Origin of the sequence: Paenibacillus wynnii, from assembly GCF_000757885.1 — a bacterium.
GTDB classification, from domain to species: domain Bacteria; phylum Bacillota; class Bacilli; order Paenibacillales; family Paenibacillaceae; genus Paenibacillus_AQ; species Paenibacillus_AQ wynnii.
Genome location: NZ_JQCR01000002.1, coordinates 821244 through 839567, shown reverse-complemented (window position 1 = coordinate 839567; position 18324 = coordinate 821244). Strand labels below are relative to the sequence as shown.

The 18324-nt window shown below is 47.2% G+C and carries 16 protein-coding genes; 15 read left to right on the top strand and 1 reads right to left on the bottom strand.

From position 1 onward, the window contains the following. The first annotated feature begins 211 nt into the window (after positions 1-211). The 8 genes from PWYN_RS06385 (at position 212) to PWYN_RS06350 (ending at position 10317) form a co-directional block, all read left to right on the top strand. On the top strand, positions 212-1153 hold the full coding sequence (locus PWYN_RS06385; RefSeq protein WP_036649625.1) for an ArsR/SmtB family transcription factor: 942 nt from the start codon (positions 212-214) through the stop codon (positions 1151-1153). A 184-nt stretch (positions 1154-1337) separates the two neighbouring features. Then, a complete protein-coding gene (locus tag PWYN_RS06380; RefSeq protein WP_036649623.1) occupies positions 1338-2684 on the top strand; it encodes an ABC transporter substrate-binding protein in 1347 nt (448 codons plus the stop codon). Positions 2685-2760: 76 nt separating this feature from the next. After that, the gene (locus tag PWYN_RS06375) at positions 2761-3654 is read left to right on the top strand and encodes a carbohydrate ABC transporter permease (RefSeq protein ID WP_036649620.1); all 894 of its coding nucleotides are present in this window, start codon (positions 2761-2763) and stop codon (positions 3652-3654) included. Next, entirely contained in the window at positions 3651-4457 is an 807-nt protein-coding gene (locus PWYN_RS06370) for a carbohydrate ABC transporter permease (protein WP_036649617.1), read from the top strand. The genes PWYN_RS06375 and PWYN_RS06370 overlap by 4 nt, the downstream gene beginning before the upstream one ends. Continuing rightward, complete coding sequence (locus PWYN_RS06365) at positions 4454-5551, top strand: acyltransferase family protein (RefSeq protein WP_036649615.1); 1098 nt, start codon at positions 4454-4456, stop codon at positions 5549-5551. The genes PWYN_RS06370 and PWYN_RS06365 overlap by 4 nt, the downstream gene beginning before the upstream one ends. Before the next feature lie 50 nt (positions 5552-5601). Beyond that, positions 5602-8070, top strand: a complete 2469-nt coding sequence (locus tag PWYN_RS27885) for a family 43 glycosylhydrolase (RefSeq protein WP_052087796.1) — start codon at positions 5602-5604, stop codon at positions 8068-8070. Positions 8071-8132: 62 nt separating this feature from the next. Next, positions 8133-9893: a glycoside hydrolase family 2 protein gene (locus tag PWYN_RS06355; protein ID WP_036649612.1), complete on the top strand. Its 1761-nt coding sequence runs from the start codon at positions 8133-8135 to the stop codon at positions 9891-9893. A 163-nt stretch (positions 9894-10056) separates the two neighbouring features. Beyond that, on the top strand, positions 10057-10317 hold the full coding sequence (locus PWYN_RS06350; protein WP_036649610.1) for a GntR family transcriptional regulator: 261 nt from the start codon (positions 10057-10059) through the stop codon (positions 10315-10317). A gap of 256 nt (positions 10318-10573) precedes the next feature. Here the strand turns inward: PWYN_RS06350 and PWYN_RS06345 are convergent, their stop codons facing one another. Then, positions 10574-13060 carry a family 43 glycosylhydrolase gene (locus PWYN_RS06345; protein WP_036649608.1) on the bottom strand — a complete coding sequence of 829 codons (2487 nt, stop codon included), beginning with the start codon at positions 13058-13060 and terminating at the stop codon, positions 10574-10576. A gap of 477 nt (positions 13061-13537) precedes the next feature. Between PWYN_RS06345 and PWYN_RS06340 the strand changes: the two genes are divergently transcribed. From PWYN_RS06340 to PWYN_RS06310, 7 genes are all read left to right on the top strand, one after another. Continuing rightward, a complete protein-coding gene (locus PWYN_RS06340) occupies positions 13538-14506 on the top strand; it encodes a sugar-binding transcriptional regulator (protein ID WP_036649606.1) in 969 nt (322 codons plus the stop codon). A gap of 14 nt (positions 14507-14520) precedes the next feature. Beyond that, positions 14521-14946 carry a transcriptional regulator GutM gene (locus PWYN_RS06335; protein WP_036649603.1) on the top strand — a complete coding sequence of 142 codons (426 nt, stop codon included), beginning with the start codon at positions 14521-14523 and terminating at the stop codon, positions 14944-14946. An 18-nt stretch (positions 14947-14964) separates the two neighbouring features. After that, complete coding sequence (gene srlA, locus PWYN_RS06330) at positions 14965-15510, top strand: PTS glucitol/sorbitol transporter subunit IIC (protein ID WP_036649601.1); 546 nt, start codon at positions 14965-14967, stop codon at positions 15508-15510. Between the two features lie 16 nt (positions 15511-15526). Next, positions 15527-16531, top strand: a complete 1005-nt coding sequence (srlE, locus tag PWYN_RS06325) for a PTS glucitol/sorbitol transporter subunit IIB (protein WP_036649599.1) — start codon at positions 15527-15529, stop codon at positions 16529-16531. Positions 16532-16564: 33 nt separating this feature from the next. Continuing rightward, positions 16565-16930 (top strand): PTS glucitol/sorbitol transporter subunit IIA, encoded by a 366-nt coding sequence (locus PWYN_RS06320; RefSeq protein ID WP_036649597.1) that lies wholly within the window; start codon positions 16565-16567, stop codon positions 16928-16930. A 20-nt stretch (positions 16931-16950) separates the two neighbouring features. Beyond that, entirely contained in the window at positions 16951-17730 is a 780-nt protein-coding gene (gene srlD, locus PWYN_RS06315) for a sorbitol-6-phosphate dehydrogenase (protein WP_036649594.1), read from the top strand. A 153-nt stretch (positions 17731-17883) separates the two neighbouring features. Next, on the top strand, positions 17884-18252 hold the full coding sequence (locus PWYN_RS06310) for a DUF1304 domain-containing protein (protein ID WP_036649592.1): 369 nt from the start codon (positions 17884-17886) through the stop codon (positions 18250-18252). Positions 18253-18324: the final 72 nt, after the last annotated feature.

The window sequence follows — 18324 nt, the reverse complement described above, 5'->3', positions numbered from 1 at the left end:
GGTTTTTTGCTTTCTTTATTTTCATCGAATGGCTACCTTTGTTTTTCTATATAACCTAGTTGACGAATTACGAGTTCCGAGGTTTTGAGGATTCAAGTCGATAAATTTCAATGAATATAATTTAATACAAGGATATTGATTTTTTTGTCTATTAAAAGTAAGATTATTGTAATATTAATGATTAATTACTTTTTAAGAGGAGTGCAAATCTGTGCTGGAGCTTAGTTTTAATGATCCCGAGAAATTGGTTGTGGTGGCACATGCTTTATCCACACGGTCACGAGTTGATATTCTTCAGTTATTAATAACCAAACAACTGAACGTAATTGAAATTGCGGCATTGCTCAAGCTTCCCGTATCGACGGTTGCCAACAATATTAAGGTACTGGAAGCGGCGAAGCTGATCAATACAGAGCTGCTTCCCGCGTCGCGTGGTGCGATGAAGGTGTGCAGCCGTAATTATGACGACATCCACTTTGCATTGAATATTGAAAAGGCGGTGCTCAAGGAGGAGTTTCGCGTCTATGAAGTGGAGATGCCGATCGGTCATTACAGCGATTGCGATGTCTCACCGACCTGCGGAATGGCCAATTCCGAGGGGATGCTTATTCGTGAGGATGAACCCGCCAGTTTTTATCATCCTAAGCATATCAGTGCGCAGATTATATGGTTCCGCAAAGGGTATATGGAATATTTGCTGCCGCTCGAGGTTCCTGCCGGATCGCGGATTGAGTCGCTTGAATTGTCGATGGAGATGTGTTCCGAGGCTCCGAACTACGATAATAATTGGCCTTCCGATATTTCAGTGTGGATTAACGGTGTGGAGATTGGGATGTGGACTAGTCCGGGGGATTTCGGGGACCGAAGAGGCAAGTTGAATCCGGAGTGGTGGTACGATTGGTCAACCCAGTATGGCCTGCTGAAAACCTGGCGGGTGGATAATGAAAAGACAACGCTGGACATGGTAAAAGTGTCGGAGGTCAATCTGGGCCTTCTGAATCTGATGCAAAGCCACAAAGTCCGGTTGAGGATCGGTATTAAACCGGGAGCTGTCCACCAGGGCGGGGTTAATTTGTTCGGCCGGCAGTTTGGAGATCATGAGCAGAATATCATAATGAAAGTGAACTTTATTCCCGTTGAAGACGAAAAATAAAGCCGTTTGTTACATAAAAAGTGTAACAAACGGCTTTATTTTATTTTAATTACAATAATAACGTTTGAAAACGTTGACATTATGCTTTTGCGAAATTATAATCAATTTAAAGATACATAAATTGTGAAACAAAGTGAAATTACTGTTTTGTATCTTTTAATTCAATTTAAAAGGGGAGAAATGCATGAAAAAGAGAAGTATCGGAGTTACGGCCATGACATTACTGCTTTCATTCTCGATGGTGTTGAGCGCTTGTGGAGGCAACGGTAACAGCGGGAATAAAGCTAATGGCAACAATAATGCTGCAGGCGTGGGCAGTGAAGAAAGCGCTTCCGGAGACAGCAGCGGCGAAAAGGTGAGTTTGTCTTTCTGGACCATGTTTGACGGCGGAGACGGAGCCAATATGCAATCGCTGGTTGATGAATTCAATAAAACACATTCCGATATTCAAGTGAAGAATACAAAGCTGGCTTGGGGAGAGTATTACACTAAACTGATCACGGCTGTCGGAAACGGTAATGGACCAGACATCGGTATTTCTCATAGCTCCCGCCTGCCGGATTTGATTAATCAGGGCGTGGTGACAGACCTTGATACTGTGGCTACCGATGCGGGCGTGGACTGGAATACATTTAACCAGAACCTTTTAGATGCTACGGTCGTAGATGGCAAGCATTATGCGGTGCCGATTGATACGCATCCTTTTATTATGTACTACAATGTTAAATTGTTGAAAGAGGCTGGTCTGCTTGGTGATGACGGCAAACCGGTTATGGAGCAATCGGCCGATGGCTTCCTTAATTTCCTCAAAACCCTGAAAGAGAAGCTCCCGGCCAAGGTTACCCCATTTGCGCTAGCCAATGCCAATGACGACCCTTATCGTCTCTGGTGGGCCTTGTATTCGCAGCTTGGGGGCAACGATCTGATTTCCGATGATTTAACCACCGCGGATATCGACATGGAGAAAGGCATACAAGCTGCGGATTATATCCAAAAGCTGTTTACCGAGGGGTATATCAAGAAAAACGATCCGGACTTTTATAAAAATTTCCAAAGTGGAACTGCAGCCATCATGATGACCGGCGTATGGGCAACGGGAACCTGGGAATCTACCAAGGACTTTGAATTTGGTGCAATGCCAATCCCTAAAATCTACGATCAGGAAGCCACATGGGGCGATTCTCATACTATTATATTGCCAACTCCGAAGAAAGAAGATTCTGCTAAGCGTAAAGCAGCGATTACTTTTGCGAACTGGGTTGCCGACAATGGACAAATTTGGGCCAAAGCAGGCCATATTCCATCCAAGCCATCGGTTTTAGAGAAACAGGAATTTAAGGATATGCCTTACCGCAGCGACTATGCTTCCGTAGCAAGTACGGTTAAGTTTAACAAACCATCCGTCAAAACGGCGCAAATTCGTGACAACGTCTCCTTTAAGTTTTTGAATGAGGTCTGGGCCAATAAGATGACTCCGGCTGAAGCAATGGATAAAATGCAGAAGGATGTTCAAAAAACGTTGGACGAATAGATTCTAAACGGTCTGTAGCAAGCCTGCGAGTGGTACCGCAGGCTTGTGCGCAGATTATAAAGAGGGTGGAAGATGAATGAGAATGAAAAAAATGAGAGCGGACGTACAGGCGCTGATGTTCCTGCTTCCGTTTCTGGTGGTATATGTTTTATTTACCATATGGCCCATGATCAAGGGCGTCGAAATGACCTTTTACAAATGGACGCTTATCAAAAAGATGGATTTTATCGGCTTGGATAATTACCGGCAGGTTTTGCAGGATCGAGAGGTATGGGAGGCATTATGGCATTCAGCCATTTTCGTTGTTCTTACGACACCAACCATGATTGTGCTTTCGATTTCATTGGCTTTGATTGCCAACCGCCAATCGGTGCTGCAGAAGTTCTATCGTAGTATCTTTTTTATACCCAGTGTTCTTTCTGTGGCGGTTGCTTCTTATCTGGGGCTGTTCGTGTTCCAACCGTACACTGGATTGGTGAATTCCATCTTGCATCTGATTCAAATGCTGCCCGGGGACAAGGAAATATTTTGGCTAACCGAAAGAAGTCTGGCTTGGATTGTAATCACGTTAATCACGTTATGGTGGACGGTTGGCTTTAATTTTATTTTGCATTTGTCAGCTATTCAAGAAATTCCGGATGAAATTTATGAAGCGGCTAAGTTGGATGGTGCGAATGACAACCAAATATTCTGGAGAATCACACTTCCGTATTTAACTCCAATTACCAAAACAATTATGATGCTGCAAATTATCGCTTCCTTCAAGGTATTTATGCAAATTTATATTATTACCGGGGGCGGACCGCTGGATCAAACTCGGCCGATCATTCAACTGATCTACCAGACGGGCTTCAGAAAGAACAATCTTGGCTATGCGGCGACGATGTCCTATCTGCTGTTCGTTATTCTGCTAGTGCTTTCAGCGCTGCAGTACTGGGTCAATAACCGGAAAGGGGCGGAAGATCGATGAAATGGCTATATCGTTTAATATCGGCATGTATGGCTTTTTTGTTCGCGGCACCGCTGGTATGGATGCTGGTTGTATCCATCAAAGAAGAAGGTATGAAAATCATCACCGTTCTGGACTGGTTTAAGCCCCCGTATTCATTGGATGTCTATAAGGAGATACTCACCGGTACGAAGCTCACAGCCTGGATAGGCAATAGTTTGCTGGTGGCCGTGCTGGTTATGGTTCTGACAGTGAGCGTAGCGGCTCTGGCCGGCTTCGCTTTGTCAAAAATCCCGTTCCGTTACCGCACTTTTATGTTTTTTGTTGTGCTTGCCGGTCTGCTTATTCCCGGAGAAGCTACAATTATTCCCTTGTATCAAGTGGCAAAGGATATGGATCTACTGAATTCATACCAGGGTCTGATTATTCCTGCACTTGCTTCACCAGTGGCGGTAATCGTACTCAAAAGTTTCTTCGACGGTATTCCGAACGATTTGCTGGAAAGTGTTCAGATTGACGGCGGGGGAACATGGCGGATTTTTTTCCGCATTGTACTGCCGCTCACCCGTCCGGCCCTGGCCTCTATGGCAATCCTTACTTTTATCGGTTCGTGGAATAACTTTTTGTGGCCGTTCCTTTCGATAACCGATGATAATTTATTCACGCTGCCGATGGGGATTCCTACACTAATGAGCCAATATTCGGAAGATTACGTGAAACCGATGGTTATCAACGCTATTGCTTCGATTCCAATCATCATTTTGTTTGTTACCTTTGAACGGCAAATCGTCAAAGGGATCAGCATGTCGGGAATTAAAGGATGAGTGTTGTAGGATATAAAAAACGTGAACGGGCCATCGACCTGTTCAAAGGGTTGCTGGTTATCGGCATGGTCTATTGCCACAGTCTGCAATTCTTCAGCGACCAGCAGGTGTACCCTGTCGGACAGCGCTGGATCGACCTAATTAATTTGATTACATTCTCGGGTATTGTCTTTAGTTTCGGTTATGTTTCTCAATTGGCCTACTATACCAAGTCCTTTCGGCAGGCGACAACACGTATGCTGCTGGCTGCATCCAAAACGCTGGCTGCCTTTTATCTGTCAGGAATCGCGTACCGCCTGTTTATCGACGGCAGGCTGCTGGCCTGGGAGAGCATCCGTCCGATTCTGTGGATTGAGGAGATGCCGGGCTGGTCCGAATTTCTGCTCTCCTTCACCTATTTGATGTTGGCCGGGCTTGTGTTGTTCGTTCCTCTCAAATGGCTTGTGGAGCGCAAACGGCTGGGGTTTGCGGTGGCGGGCCTGCTGCTTGCGACGACGTTTATTCCCTACGCCTCCATCCATAACATTAAGCTGGGGCCGTTGATCGGTACGCGTGATTTCGCATCGTTTCCGATTGTTCAATATTTTCCTTATTACTTAACAGGCATGCTTTTCGCCCGGCACCGGATCGTCTGGGATGGTCGTGTATTTACGGGAGCAGCTACGGCTTCTGGCATGTTCGTGCTCAAATGGCTGCTTGGAAGCGAACGGCTGCCAGAGAGGTTCCCGCCTTCCATCGGGTGGATCATGGGACCTGCCTTACTGCTCTATGGAATGTATCTGCTGTCCCGTTTACTACAGCGCTATCCGCGTCTGCTCAAACCCGTGGAGATGATGGGCAGCAATGTGCTTTGGTTTCTGGTGATGAGCAACATGCTTATTTTTGCTCTGAAAGGCAACCAGCAGCCTTATAACTTTAGGGTAGGAGCGCTTGGCGCATTGGGGATGACAGCGGCTATTCTGGCAGTGACCGGTTTCGGTATATGGATTATCACTGTAACGCCCAAGTTCCGGGCGGACTCTGCTGCAGAGGGGCAGACTGCTGCCAGCGTGCAAGAAGAAGAGAGGCCGGTCAAGGAACAGGCTGCAAGGTGACGTGAGAAACGAAGCAAAACGGATGTTCTTCTTACGGGGAGTGAAATAAAGTGGGTAAACAATGGCGGACTGGTATTTTGTTGTTTTTGTTTGTGCTTGGAGGGAGCGGCTGCAGCCCGGATATTCCGGAAGCGCCCGAACCCCAACAGAAAATGTATACGAATCCCATAGCTTTGGCAGACGAATGGGGTGATTACGGGCTTGGCGATCCCTTCGTGTTCGCCTATAACGGAGAATATTATCTGTATGTCAGCACACGGGATACGGATGCAGGCGTAAAGGTATGGCGATCGCAGAATCTGGTGGATTGGTCCTATGAAGGATTATGTACGGAAGATCCGGTAACCACTGGGGCCTATGCTCCTGAAGTAAGGTATTGGAATGGCAAGTTCTACATGTATACCTCGCCCGCCGGACAGGGGCATTATGCTCTGGAAAGCGATAGCCCAACCGGTCCGTTTAAGGTTGTGACCGGCAACTTCGGTCGGACAATTGACGGCTCCACTTTCGTGGATGATGACGGCAAGTGGTACTTTTATTATGCAGGAACGCTGGGGATTCAGGCTGCAGCTATGACCGATCCATTGACCCTGGGGGAAGAAGAGTACCAAAGCCAGGCCTATATGGGCGGCTGGACCGAGGGACCGACGGTGTTTAAACGCGGAGGCAAATATTATATGACCTATACCGGCAATCATGTGTTCAGCAATGGCTACCGGGTGGACGCCGCCATGAGCGATTCCCCGCTTGGGAACTTTGCCGGGTTCGCCAATAATCCACTGCTGCTGGGTACCGAGGGAGCTTCTGTAGGCGTCGGCCACAATTCTGTTGTACGTGGTCCTGATTTGGATGCGCAATATATGATCTACCACAACCTGGAGGGTCATGGTGTAGTCGGACCGCTGAGACACATGAACATAGACCGGATCGTCTGGAACGGGGAACGCTTTAGCGTTTGGGGACCATTAACAGGCCCTCAGCCTGTGCCAGCCATGCCGGCTTTCGCCGAACGATTTGGAAGCGATGGAGCCCTGAGGGATTGGGAGTCTACAGGAAGCGGAAAATGGTCTGTAAATCCAGGTGAAGGGTTGCTGGCAGAGGCGGAAGGTGGGAAACATGAAGGCGCATTCCTACTGGCCAAGCCGCAAACGCAAGGAAATTACACGGCTGAATTCCATGTTCAAGTCAACGATGGTGAATCGGCGGGCGCTGTATTTTCTTATAAGGACAAAGCTAACTATGGAACCGTTCTGCTAGATCGGGCGGCAGGAGAAATCCGGGCAGTGATTCACCGTGACGGCAAGATTGAGACAACAGAATCGGCGGTGCTGCCGGGGAATTTAAATATCGGACAGATGCAGAATCTACGGCTCGAAGTTCAGGGAGACAATGTTCGAATCTATGTCCAGGAGATGCAGCTCCTCCAACTGAAGCTTCCAATGCCCGCAGGCGGTGGCCGGATTGGTTATGCCGCTGTGGAGGCCAAAGCTCGCTACGGATATATGGCGTTTAGCAATGAAGTGGACGGCAGCGGCGTACAGAAAGCTTATGCTCCACTGCCCGGCGTGATCGACGCCGTTCATTATGCACCAATGGATGTACAGACGGATACGGAAGCGATAACTCTGAAGCCGGACGGCGGGGGGGGTTATACGCTCGCGGGCCTTGGCGCGGGAACTACGCTTGGCTATCGGGTCAATCTGGCGGATAGCGGCGGTTACAGTCTTCGCCTGCGCCTTGCCCCAGGTGAGGACGGAGTTATGGGGAGACTGCTGGACGGCGGCAAAGAGATCGTCTCTTTTGAAGAGGAGGCTTCCACCTCCACCGGACAGAATGGAGCGTGGAGGACGGTATCGGTCCACGGAGTGGATTTAGAGAGCGGTCTCCGCAAATGGAAGCTGGAGATTGAAGAAGGCTCGATGGATTTGGACTGGATCAAGGCGGGGTTGTATACACCGCTAGAACCGGCCTCGGATGATTTTGAAGACGGGAATGTGTTTGGCTGGTCCCGTTATGAGGGAGATTGGTCGGTTAAAAACGGACAACTCTCTGCCTCGTCGCTGCAACCCGGAAAAATATTGTACGGCGACTACGGGTGGACAGATTATTCGGTAGAAGCCGATCTGACCGTCCCGGAGGAAGGCGGCCAAGCTGGCATTGTTGTTAGAGCAACCGAACCGGCAAACGGATTGGAGCTAAATCAGAACAGGGATGATTTTCTGCGGGGCTATTCTATTTATCTCAAAGGGCAGCGCATCCATCTGGTCAAACACAATTACAATACGGAACCGCTTGCGGATGTACCTTATGCAGTGCCGCCGGAGGGCGAATGGGTGCATATGAAGGTGGTGGCCGAAGGTACTCATATTGCAGTCTATATGGAAGGCGGAGATGAACCGGTCCTGACTTTTGATGATCGGGGTGAAGAGCCTTGGCTGCAAGGGAAAGCCGGATTGAAAACGGGAGAAACCGCATCACGGTTCGATCGGGTTGAAATAAAGTCCTTAGGCCCACAGTGAGGTCTGCCGGAACAAAATGACCATGTAAAAATAGAGATTGAGAGAGGACAGGTGCATACTAAATGGTAACACAAGCTTACAGAAAAGATTATCCGCGTCCACAATTTGTTCGCGAGGAATGGCTTGATTTAAACGGAGAGTGGGACTTCAGCTTCGATGATGAAAATGCTGGAGAAGCAGAACGGTGGCATATGCATTTTCCTGCAGGACAAAAAATTAGAGTTCCTTTCACATATGAAACCAAGGCAAGCGGTATCGGGGTTCAGGAGTTTCATCCCCGAGTATGGTACCGCAAAAGTTTAGCTATTCCACAGGAAGCAGCCGGCAAACGGGCTATTCTACATTTTCAGGGCGTCGACTACAAAGCGAAATGCTGGGTGAACGGAACCTTTGTCGGTGAGCATGAGGGCGGATATGCAGCATTTTCATTTGACATTACCCCTTATCTTACTTACGGCGGGGAGAACAGTCTGGTCCTGGAAGTCGAGGACAGCCAGAGCTGTACGCAGCCCCGGGGTAAGCAACGATGGGTTCATGATAATTTCGAGTGTTTTTATGTGCAAACTACCGGAATCTGGAAAAGTGTGTGGATTGAATATGTTAATGAAGTTCGGATTGATGCAGTGAAAATGACACCGGATATTGACCGTCATATGATCCGTTTTGACTTTCAGCTGACCGGTGTAGAGGGAAGGGACGGCTTAAAGCTGGAAACCCTGATTACGCTGAAAGGACAGAAGATAAAACAGCTCGGCTTGTCCGCCGACAGGTCCTGGATTACGGTTGAAGTAAATTTGTTTCACGAAGCGGGCGGTCCATGGAAGCAGTGCCTGTGGTCACCGCAGAACCCGAATTTATTCGATGTGGAGTTTGTGCTGTGCCAGGACGGGAAGCAGGTTGACAAGGTGCATTCTTATTTTGGTATGCGGAAAATATCAATCGAAAATGGGCAGATATTACTCAATAACGCCCCCCTCTATCAAAAGCTGATTCTGGATCAGGGGTATTGGCCTGAAAGCCATCTGACCCCTCCGTCCGAAGAGGCTCTGATCGAAGATATCGATAAAATCTTCGCCATGGGCTATAACGGTGTGCGTAAGCACATGAAGGTGGAAGATTCCCGCTTTTTGTATTGGTGCGATGTGAAGGGAATGCTGGTCTGGTCGGAAATGGCTGCCGCATTCGAGTTCAATGACCAGGCGGTTGTCCGCTTTACGAGGGAGTGGATGGAAGTGGTGCCCCAGCAATATAACCACCCATGCATTATTACTTGGGTTCCATTCAATGAATCATGGGGAATCTCCACGATCGCTCATGATGTCCATCAGCAGCGCTTCACGGAATCGATCTATCATCTGACCAAAGCGATGGACCCATACCGTCCGGTTGTGACCAATGACGGTTGGGAGCATACCATTTCGGATATTTTGACACTGCATGACTATGTGGAGAGCGGGGAAGAATTTCTCAAGCGTTACCAAGACAAAGATGCGATTGTAAACAACAGGATCGCATTTAACAACTCGAAATACGCCTTTGCGGAAGGATACAGCTACACGGGGCAACCGATTATAGTAAGTGAGTTCGGCGGTATTGCCTTTCAGACCGAAAGCGGCTGGGGGTACGGAGACCAGGTGAAGTCTGAGGACGCATTCATTGAACGCTTCCGGAGTATCACTCAAGCGATTAAAGCGACTCCTTACATTGCTGGTTACTGCTATACACAGGTTACCGATGTGCAGCAAGAGGTTAACGGGTTGTTGACCGAAGACCGCAAGCCGAAGGTTCCGATTGAAGTCATCAGGGAAATTAATCTGAAGTAGGCAGTGCTGCCAGTCAAAAAAGGTATCGAATCCAGCGGTCTTCGCATCCGTATTCCTATCGGGTTTACGGCGGCGGAGGCCGAGTTCTGCACTAGGAGTAATCAGCCGCCGCAACCTGTGGGGCATATCGCTTCATGACATAATCAGAAAATGGTGATGATGGATGAAGAAGGGGCTTCCGCTATATCGCGAGATACAGTATCAAATCAAGCGGCAGATCGAACTTGGGAACTTGAGGCCCGGAGACAGGATTCCATCAGAGAAGGAACTGGCTGAGAGGTTTTATGTCAGCCTGATTACCGTCAAGAATGCTTTGGCGGGTTTGGCCGATGATGGAACTCTGATCCGTATCCAGGGCAAAGGGACATTTGTCGCCGGTGAATCGCTTATGCGGTTTTTGACCGGTGGAGCAAATGTGAAATAGGGACCTATGCCAAGAACTTTTGAGGAAAGGGATTGCGGGAAAGAAAGGAGGAGGGGCGTGCTTAGGCAGCTATGATCAAATTTTGACTCACAAGAAAGACACTTCGAAGAAAGTGATCTTTTAGTGGGTCATTTGTTTTTTGTGAAAGCTCTAAATGTCCGACTTTCCGGCAGAAACGGCAAAGCAGCAATTGTCCTGTTAATAGGAGAATTGCTGCTTTAAAATTTGGCATTAGGACAGATCCTCTTGTTATTGCTCAGGGATAAACCTGGAAATTATCAAACTGGGTGTTGTTGTCCATGATGCGTAGCCCTGCTTTGCCATGGGTAAACGGATTGGCACTGTTATCGTTGTAGTCGATTTTAGGCACCGTCATATCTCCGACAAAGACTTTGATATTCGTTCCGTTTACGACAACCTTCATATGATGCGCCGTGTTCACCGGCAGCGTGGCAGTTGTATTGGCCAAAGCTGTGTAGCCGTAATTCATTTTGCCGAGAGATACGCCATCCGGTTTAATAAATGCGTAATAACCCTGCAAATAATCGGAGTTGTTGGCCAGTACCTTCCCGTTTGACGGATTATTGACCCGTACAAGGATACCCGAATCTCCCGAGGTTGTTAGCTGCCTAATATCCGTTTCGACAGTGTAATCAGACCAGCGGTCATTGCCAATGGTTGTTTTGGCGAAAGAAGCGGCAGCGGTTGCTGCGTATTGGCCTCCCGTTACCGACCAATTGCCTTCAAACCGCGTCCAGCCGTTATCATTGCCGTCGTTGAAATCATCAAGAAGAGGACTGACGGTCTCACTGCGCGAAAAGGCCATGCTGCTGAAATCAAACTCGCCCTCCGCAATTTCAAACCGCAATTCGTGATTGCCGGCGGTTAGAAAAATGCCCTTCTTACTTGTTGTCTGCCAATTCTCCCAATCTCCCGTATTCTTCAAGCTCACCACCCCGGTAAGGTCTTGTGTCCCGTCCCAGATACGGAACTTGGCGTTTGAGAACGTGGTTGCCGCCCGGACATCCAGATCGTACATTCCGGACTCGGCTACGTTGATTCTGTATTTCATCCATTCACCGGGCTGATTCCAACCGACCACATGCTTGCCCTCAGCCGTTGATAGCCTGATATCCACTTCGCCGGCACGATAGGTCCCGCCTATATTTCCGGTACTGAGATCATGATAGGCCATTCCTTCAGCCCCATTAATATAATGTACGGCTTCTATGGTTCCGGGCGCGGGCTTGTAGGCGTTCCAAGCGCTGCTACCGCCTACTTTATTGCTGAAGGCGACATAACCGAAATCAGCATGGACATCGGAAGTGGTGTAGCCAACCTTGCCGCCGCCAAGTCCTTGGACTGACCGTGTCTGTTTCTTCATGCCGTCGACATAGACAGTAAAGCCAGCACCAGATTTTTCTATCCGGATCTGATGCCATTTCGTATAGTCAAATCCGCCCGGCAATGAGGCATACTGCCAGCCTTGGCTTACTCCGCCTACGACATATTGCGTTTCCAGCCGGTTCAAATTACGGTTTAACACGGCAAGACCATAGTTGGACTCGTTGGTATAAGAGAACACGGCTCCATACAGCGGATTGGCGCTCGTTCCTTGTTTCATTTGCTTGGTGTTAAATTCTGCTGTGTAATCGGAGCCTGTCGAGGCTGCAGTTATCTGCCGGTACCATGCCGTGCTGCCGATTGTATCCTGCCACATGAGCTCCTGATTGTAAATGCCCCAGGTTCCGCCGCCTATATTGCTCCATGAGGTGCTGATTCCAGTGCGGTTGAACCGGTCGGAAAAGTCGGGTAAATCGGGATTAGGCTGGGAGGCAGTCGTTGGTCCAAGCACCGTCATCCGGTCACCATTCCAGACGATCCGCTCAAAATTGATTTTGCGCCCGGGATAGCTGATATTCCCCTGATGCGCATGGCTGTGGTACACCATATAATCGGAATCAAGGTCCGGACCGCGCACGATACTATTATGGCCCAGCCCGACATTGGACCCTTCCGTATCAATTAATACAGGATTCTGACCAGCAGCGGGAATATAATTTGCCGCAGGTGAGGAGCTGACGGCATAATCTACCCGGTAAGCCGTGCTCCAGACATGGTTGCCGGTGTAGGTTATGAAATATTTGCCGCCCCGTTTTATTACTGTAGGTCCCTCCGTCCATCCGGTCATTGACAGCCCGCTTGAAACAGCCGCACCAAAACTGGTTGGGCTGCTCATAGGCCGGATTGTGATCTGGTCAGTTCCCGTCGAATAGAAGTACCATTGGCCGTTATCGTCAACAAATACGGAGCCGTCAATCCCCATGCCCACATTTCCTGTCACCGGAATAAAAGGCCCCAGAGGACTGGAGCTTTTTAATACATAGTGGCCCCCGCCCGCCGGAGATGTGTACATATAGAAATTTCCATCGACATGGTAGAATACTTCCGGCGCATAGGCTGCCTTTGTAATGGGATCAGTGGCGCAGAGTCCCTGGTAAGTCCAATTGACAAGATCGGCCGATGACCAGACCTTAATCCCTGTCTGATCGTCAACGGTACTGACATACAGGTAATAAGTACCGTTGAATTTAAGGATATAGGGATCGCCTTCGCCATAAAGATCACTGTTGACCCATTTCCATGAATTACTTATGCTCAAAGGATTGCTGAAAGCAAAAGTCTGCGCAGGGAATAAAAGCAACGTCACGATCCCCAACAATAGTATTTTTCGCAATTTCAAACTCGATCATCTCCCACTTGTAAAAGACTGGTATCTCCGGTTGTTAGCAGTTAAACAGCTCCTTCCCTAAATTTAGTAAGCGGTTTCAATGACCAATATAACAAAGAGTGAAGGATCTCTCATATATCCAATACAGTATAAAATGGATTGTTAATAGACTGAGACTAGACTGGCATTATTTAAACCTATCGTCCTATCACCTACGGGGAATGCAAGCTAACCGAAATTCATCACGTGGAGGTTCGAGTCCTCTCTACCGCATCAAACAATTAAAGAGATTATTCATTGAGCAGAACGGTTATGCTTGATGGATCATCTCTTTTTTTGTTTACCTACAGCTTGAAAAAATAATTAAACAACAGGTTTTTTTATATTGACTAGGTTAGCGGTAAAGCTTATACTAAAGCCATCAAATGCACAAAAGATATATTAAAAGCACAAATGTGCAAAGAGTTTTTGAAGGGAGTCCAGACGGCTATGAATAATGATGAAGAAAAAAGATTGCTAGTTAAAATTGCCCATATGTATTACCTCAATGATATGACACAAAGTGAAATCTCTAAGAGCCTGGGAATCTATAGAACTTCCATAAGCCGACTGCTGAAGAAAGCAAGGGATGAAGGTGTGGTTCAGATCAAGATTATTGACGAGGGTGGGGGGAATGTTGAACTGGAGAGTCGGATGGAGAAGATGTTCGGGTTGAAAAAGGTCATTATCGCGGCATCCGAAGCGGAATTGACACCCGAGGCCAAAAAGAAAGCCGTGGCCAAAGCCGGAGCTGCATTAATGAAAGAAATTATTATCGACGGAGATATAGTGGGTTTTGCCTGGGGGAGTACGATGGGCAGCCTGATTGGTGAATTTTCGGACTGTCCGCAGCGACAGGCACATTTTGTTCCTCTTGTCGGAGGTCCCGGAACGATGGATACAAAGTATCATGTAAACGCTATCGTCTACAGTATCGCCAATGATTTTGGAGGAGATGCGTATTTAATTGACGCCGCGGCCGTGGTTGAGCGCAAGGAGACAAGGGACGATATCGTGCAGTCTAATTATTTCCGCAAGATAGCTGAACTGTGGGATCAGTTGACCGTAGCCATCGTTGGTATCGGAGCCGAGATCAGCAACTCCAATATGATTTGGACTGGATTCTATGATGATACAGTAATAGACGATCTGAACCAACATGGTGCGATTGGCGATATTTGCTCCCGCTTTTACGATTCCGAGGGTAGAATCATCCAGTCAGAACTGACGGACCGAACCATAGCAATACCGTTAGAGCGGCTGAAAAATACACGTTACACTATTGCACTCGCTGAATCTGAGGAGAAGGCTGCTGCAATCCTTGCTGCAATCAAAGGTCAGTACATCAACACATTGGTAACTACCGAGGAAACTGCTGAGGAAATCATCCGACTCGCTGAAGGTCAAGCAGTACGTTAGAAAGGGGGGGACAGATGACTATCTATTTAATAGTTTTCGTTGGATTGTCCTGGCTTCTGCAAAGTATGCTGGGCTTAGGTCAGGTCAGGAATTTCAACAGGCGATACGCCGAGCTTAGAAGCATGGGTCGTGTGGCCATTGGGAAAAGAACGGGCAAATTCAGAGCGGGAACGCTCGTGATGTTTGTTATAAACCGTGACAATGTGATTTTGAAAGCGGTTAAGATGCAGGGTGTGACCGTTTTCTCAAGAGTGAGAGACATGAAGGGGTTTGAAGGCAAGATTCTGCCCGAGCTTTCTGAAAGCGATCTAACCCAGGTCAATGCTCTAACGAGAATCGCAATCAAGGATGCCTTAAGCAACTTTGACATTATCACTAAAGGAGGTGAGTTACAGATCAAGAAAACCTGGCTGGAGAAGCTTATACCCGCCAAAAAATAAAAAGTTGAGGTGAACAATATGGATATCTTTGTTAACTTGGCATCTGGATTTATGAACTTATTTCGCCAAGGTGGAGAAACGTTCATGAGCCTGGTGAACGGAATCATTCCACTTCTCATCATGCTGCTTGTGGCCATGAATGCACTGATTCATCTGGTCGGTGAAAAGCGTGTGGAGAGAGTAGCGAAAAAATCAGGAAAGAACCCCGTAACGCGATATTTTATTCTTCCAGTTGTCGGAACCTTTATTTTGGCTAACCCGATGACTCTTTCCCTGGGACGATTTCTGCCCGAGAAGTATAAACCGAGCTACTATGCAGCGGCTTCCTATTCCTGCCATACGCATAACGGGTTATTTCCGCATGTTAATCCCGGAGAATTGTTCGTATTTCTTGGAATTGCAGCCGGCATCACGACACTTGGACTTGATACCACAGAGCTAGCACTTCGTTACTTCCTAGTAGGGATCGTAACCAATTTCTTTAGAGGCTGGGTCACTGACTTTACAACTGCATATGTATCGAAGCAACAGGGAGTAAAGCTTAAGGATACAGTAAACTTTTAGGGAGGTGTGATAAGGTATGGCAACATATAGTGCGGTTGTTATTAAAGCAGGGGCAGGCGGGTTTGGCGGTCCTTTAATCATTGCGCCTACAGCGCAGAAGAATAAAGTGGTCTACATTACCGGAGGAACAAGACCGGAGATAGCGGATACTATCGCGGAACTTACGGGAGCCGAGCTGGTAGATGGATTCAAGACGAGCGTACCTGAGAACGAAATCGCATGTGTCATCATTGATTGCGGGGGGACTCTACGGTGCGGGATATACCCGCAGAAGGGTATATTGACCATTAATATTCTGCCTACAGGCAAAAGCGGGCCGTTAGCAAAACATATTACGGAAGATATCTATGTATCCGGAGTCAAAGTATCGGACATTGAACGATATGAAGGTGCTGTAACACCCCATACCGCCCAAGTCCAAGAAAGCAATGTAGAACAAAAAATACAACCTAAGTATAGCTCAAATAAAAAAATAAGTGAACAGCAAAAACCGCAGGGACTGCTGGCTCGGGTCGGCATGTTTATGGGATCCATTGTCAGTGTGTTTTATCAAGCGGGCCGGGATGCGATCGAGACGGTCATCAAAACCATTCTCCCGTTCATGGCTTTTGTAGCTATGCTGATCGGTGTCATTAACGCTTCCGGGATCGGTGATGTAATCGCAAAAGTTCTATCCCCGTTTGCAGGTTCGCTGCCGGGCTTGCTCTTAATCTCACTTATTTGTTCCTTTCCATTGCTCTCACCGTTTTTGGGACCGGGCGCAGTTATTTCACAGGTTATCGGAACCTTAATCGGGGTCGAAATCGGTAAGGGAAATATTCCGCCGCATTTGGCATTACCAGCACTCTTTGCAATTAACTCTCAAGCTGCTGCGGACTTTGTACCGGTAGGACTGGGGCTGGCGGAAGCTGAAGTTGAGACGGTTGAAGTAGGAGTACCCTCCGTTCTTTATTCCCGTTTTTTAACTGGAGCTCCAACGGTATTTATTGCCTGGCTGGCCAGTTTCGGATTATATCAATAACTTAACAGAGAGCAGAGTGGAGGAGACTATACTATGCAAACCATATATGAAACCAAAATTACGAAGATCGGGAAGTCTGTATACGATTTTGTTGAAGATAAAATATTTGTGCTGTTTGGTGATAACGCTCCAGCAGATGTAGCGGATTATTGTCTGCTGATTACGATTAATGAAATAAAAGGCGAGATTAACAAAGGGGACTTCCTCCTGCTTGGTAATCACCAGTATAAAATAACGTCTGTCGGCAGCAAGGTGGCCAAAAATCTGGAGCAACTGGGACATATTACGCTGCAGTTTGACGGTAGAGAAAGCGATGGATTACCGGGAACGTTGTATTTGGAGAACACAGATTTTCATAAGCCTGAAGAAGGCGCTGAAATTAAAATATTTAAACAATAGACTATAAAGGGGATTTGGATATGAGCGGAAACAAAGTAGCAATCATAGCTGGCGGAGGACAAAGTCTTGGGGAGGCGCTTAGTCACAGCTTAGCCGTAGAGGGTTACGATATTATTGTAGCTGATTTGATCTGTGAGAATGCGGAACGCGTAGCCTCGGACATTCGCGGACAGCATAACGTAAAGGCGCTAGCGGTTGGGGTTGATTTAACTCAGGAGGATGAAGTGGCCGAAATGGTACGGCAAACGGTGGAAGCCTTTGGGAGGATCGACCTGCTGGTCTATGTGGCGGGTTTTGCCAAAAGTATAAAAATCACCGATTTCGGTCTTAAAGATTGGACCACATCTATTGATGTTAACTTGACCGGTTATTTCCTGTGCTCACGTGAAGTATCCAAGATCATGATTGAACAAGGCGGCGGCAATATTATTCAAATTAACTCCAAATCCGGGAAGGTTGGGAGTAAACATAACTCGGGCTACTCTGCTTCGAAATTCGGAGGGGTAGGTCTTACCCAAAGTCTTGCCCTTGATCTAGCCGAACATAATATCCGTGTGAATGCAATCATGCCTGGGAATTTACTGAGCTCGCCCATGTTCCAGAGCCTCCTACCTCAATATGCTAAGAAATTAGGTATTGCTGAGAATGAGGTAGAACAATACTATACAGACAAAGTACCTTTGAAGCGTGGCTGTACTTATGATGATATCGCCAACGCGGTAATCTTTTACGCCTCCGATAAGGCTGCTTATATGACGGGCCAGGCCATTAATGTAACCGGTGGACAAGTAATGCACTAATAATTTATCTAATTTATTAACGGGCTGTTCTATGAATCTTGAAAAAGATCCAGGAACAGCCTTTTTAGATATGTTTCTCCAACACACTTCGAGGTGAATGTAAAAGGCGTGTGCTATAATCACAGTAAATATAAACCCGGGAGAGGACGCTCAATGTTACTTAGTATGATACTGGTTGGATTAGTTGCAGCTATACATATTTATATTGTTTATTTAGAAATGTTCCTGTGGGCTACACCCAAAGGGATGAAGGCATTTGGGATGACAGAACAAGTTGCTAAAGATACCAAATCGCTGGCTTTTAATCAAGGCTTATATAATGGATTTCTTGCTGCCGGATTAATCTGGGGTTTGGTATATCCAAATGAAACTGTGGGTCAGCACATTCAATTATTTTTCCTGGGATGTGTAGTAATCGCGGGTATTGTAGGGAGCTTGACTGCCAAGAAATCCATCATTTATATTCAAGCCTTACCTGCTTTTCTTGCTATAATCGCCGTCTTATTCCAAGTGGTAAGTTAATCTAAGATATGTCCGTAAAAAAAGGATACTCACCCACCAATTTAAAAGCTGTTGGGGTAGAGTATCCTTTTT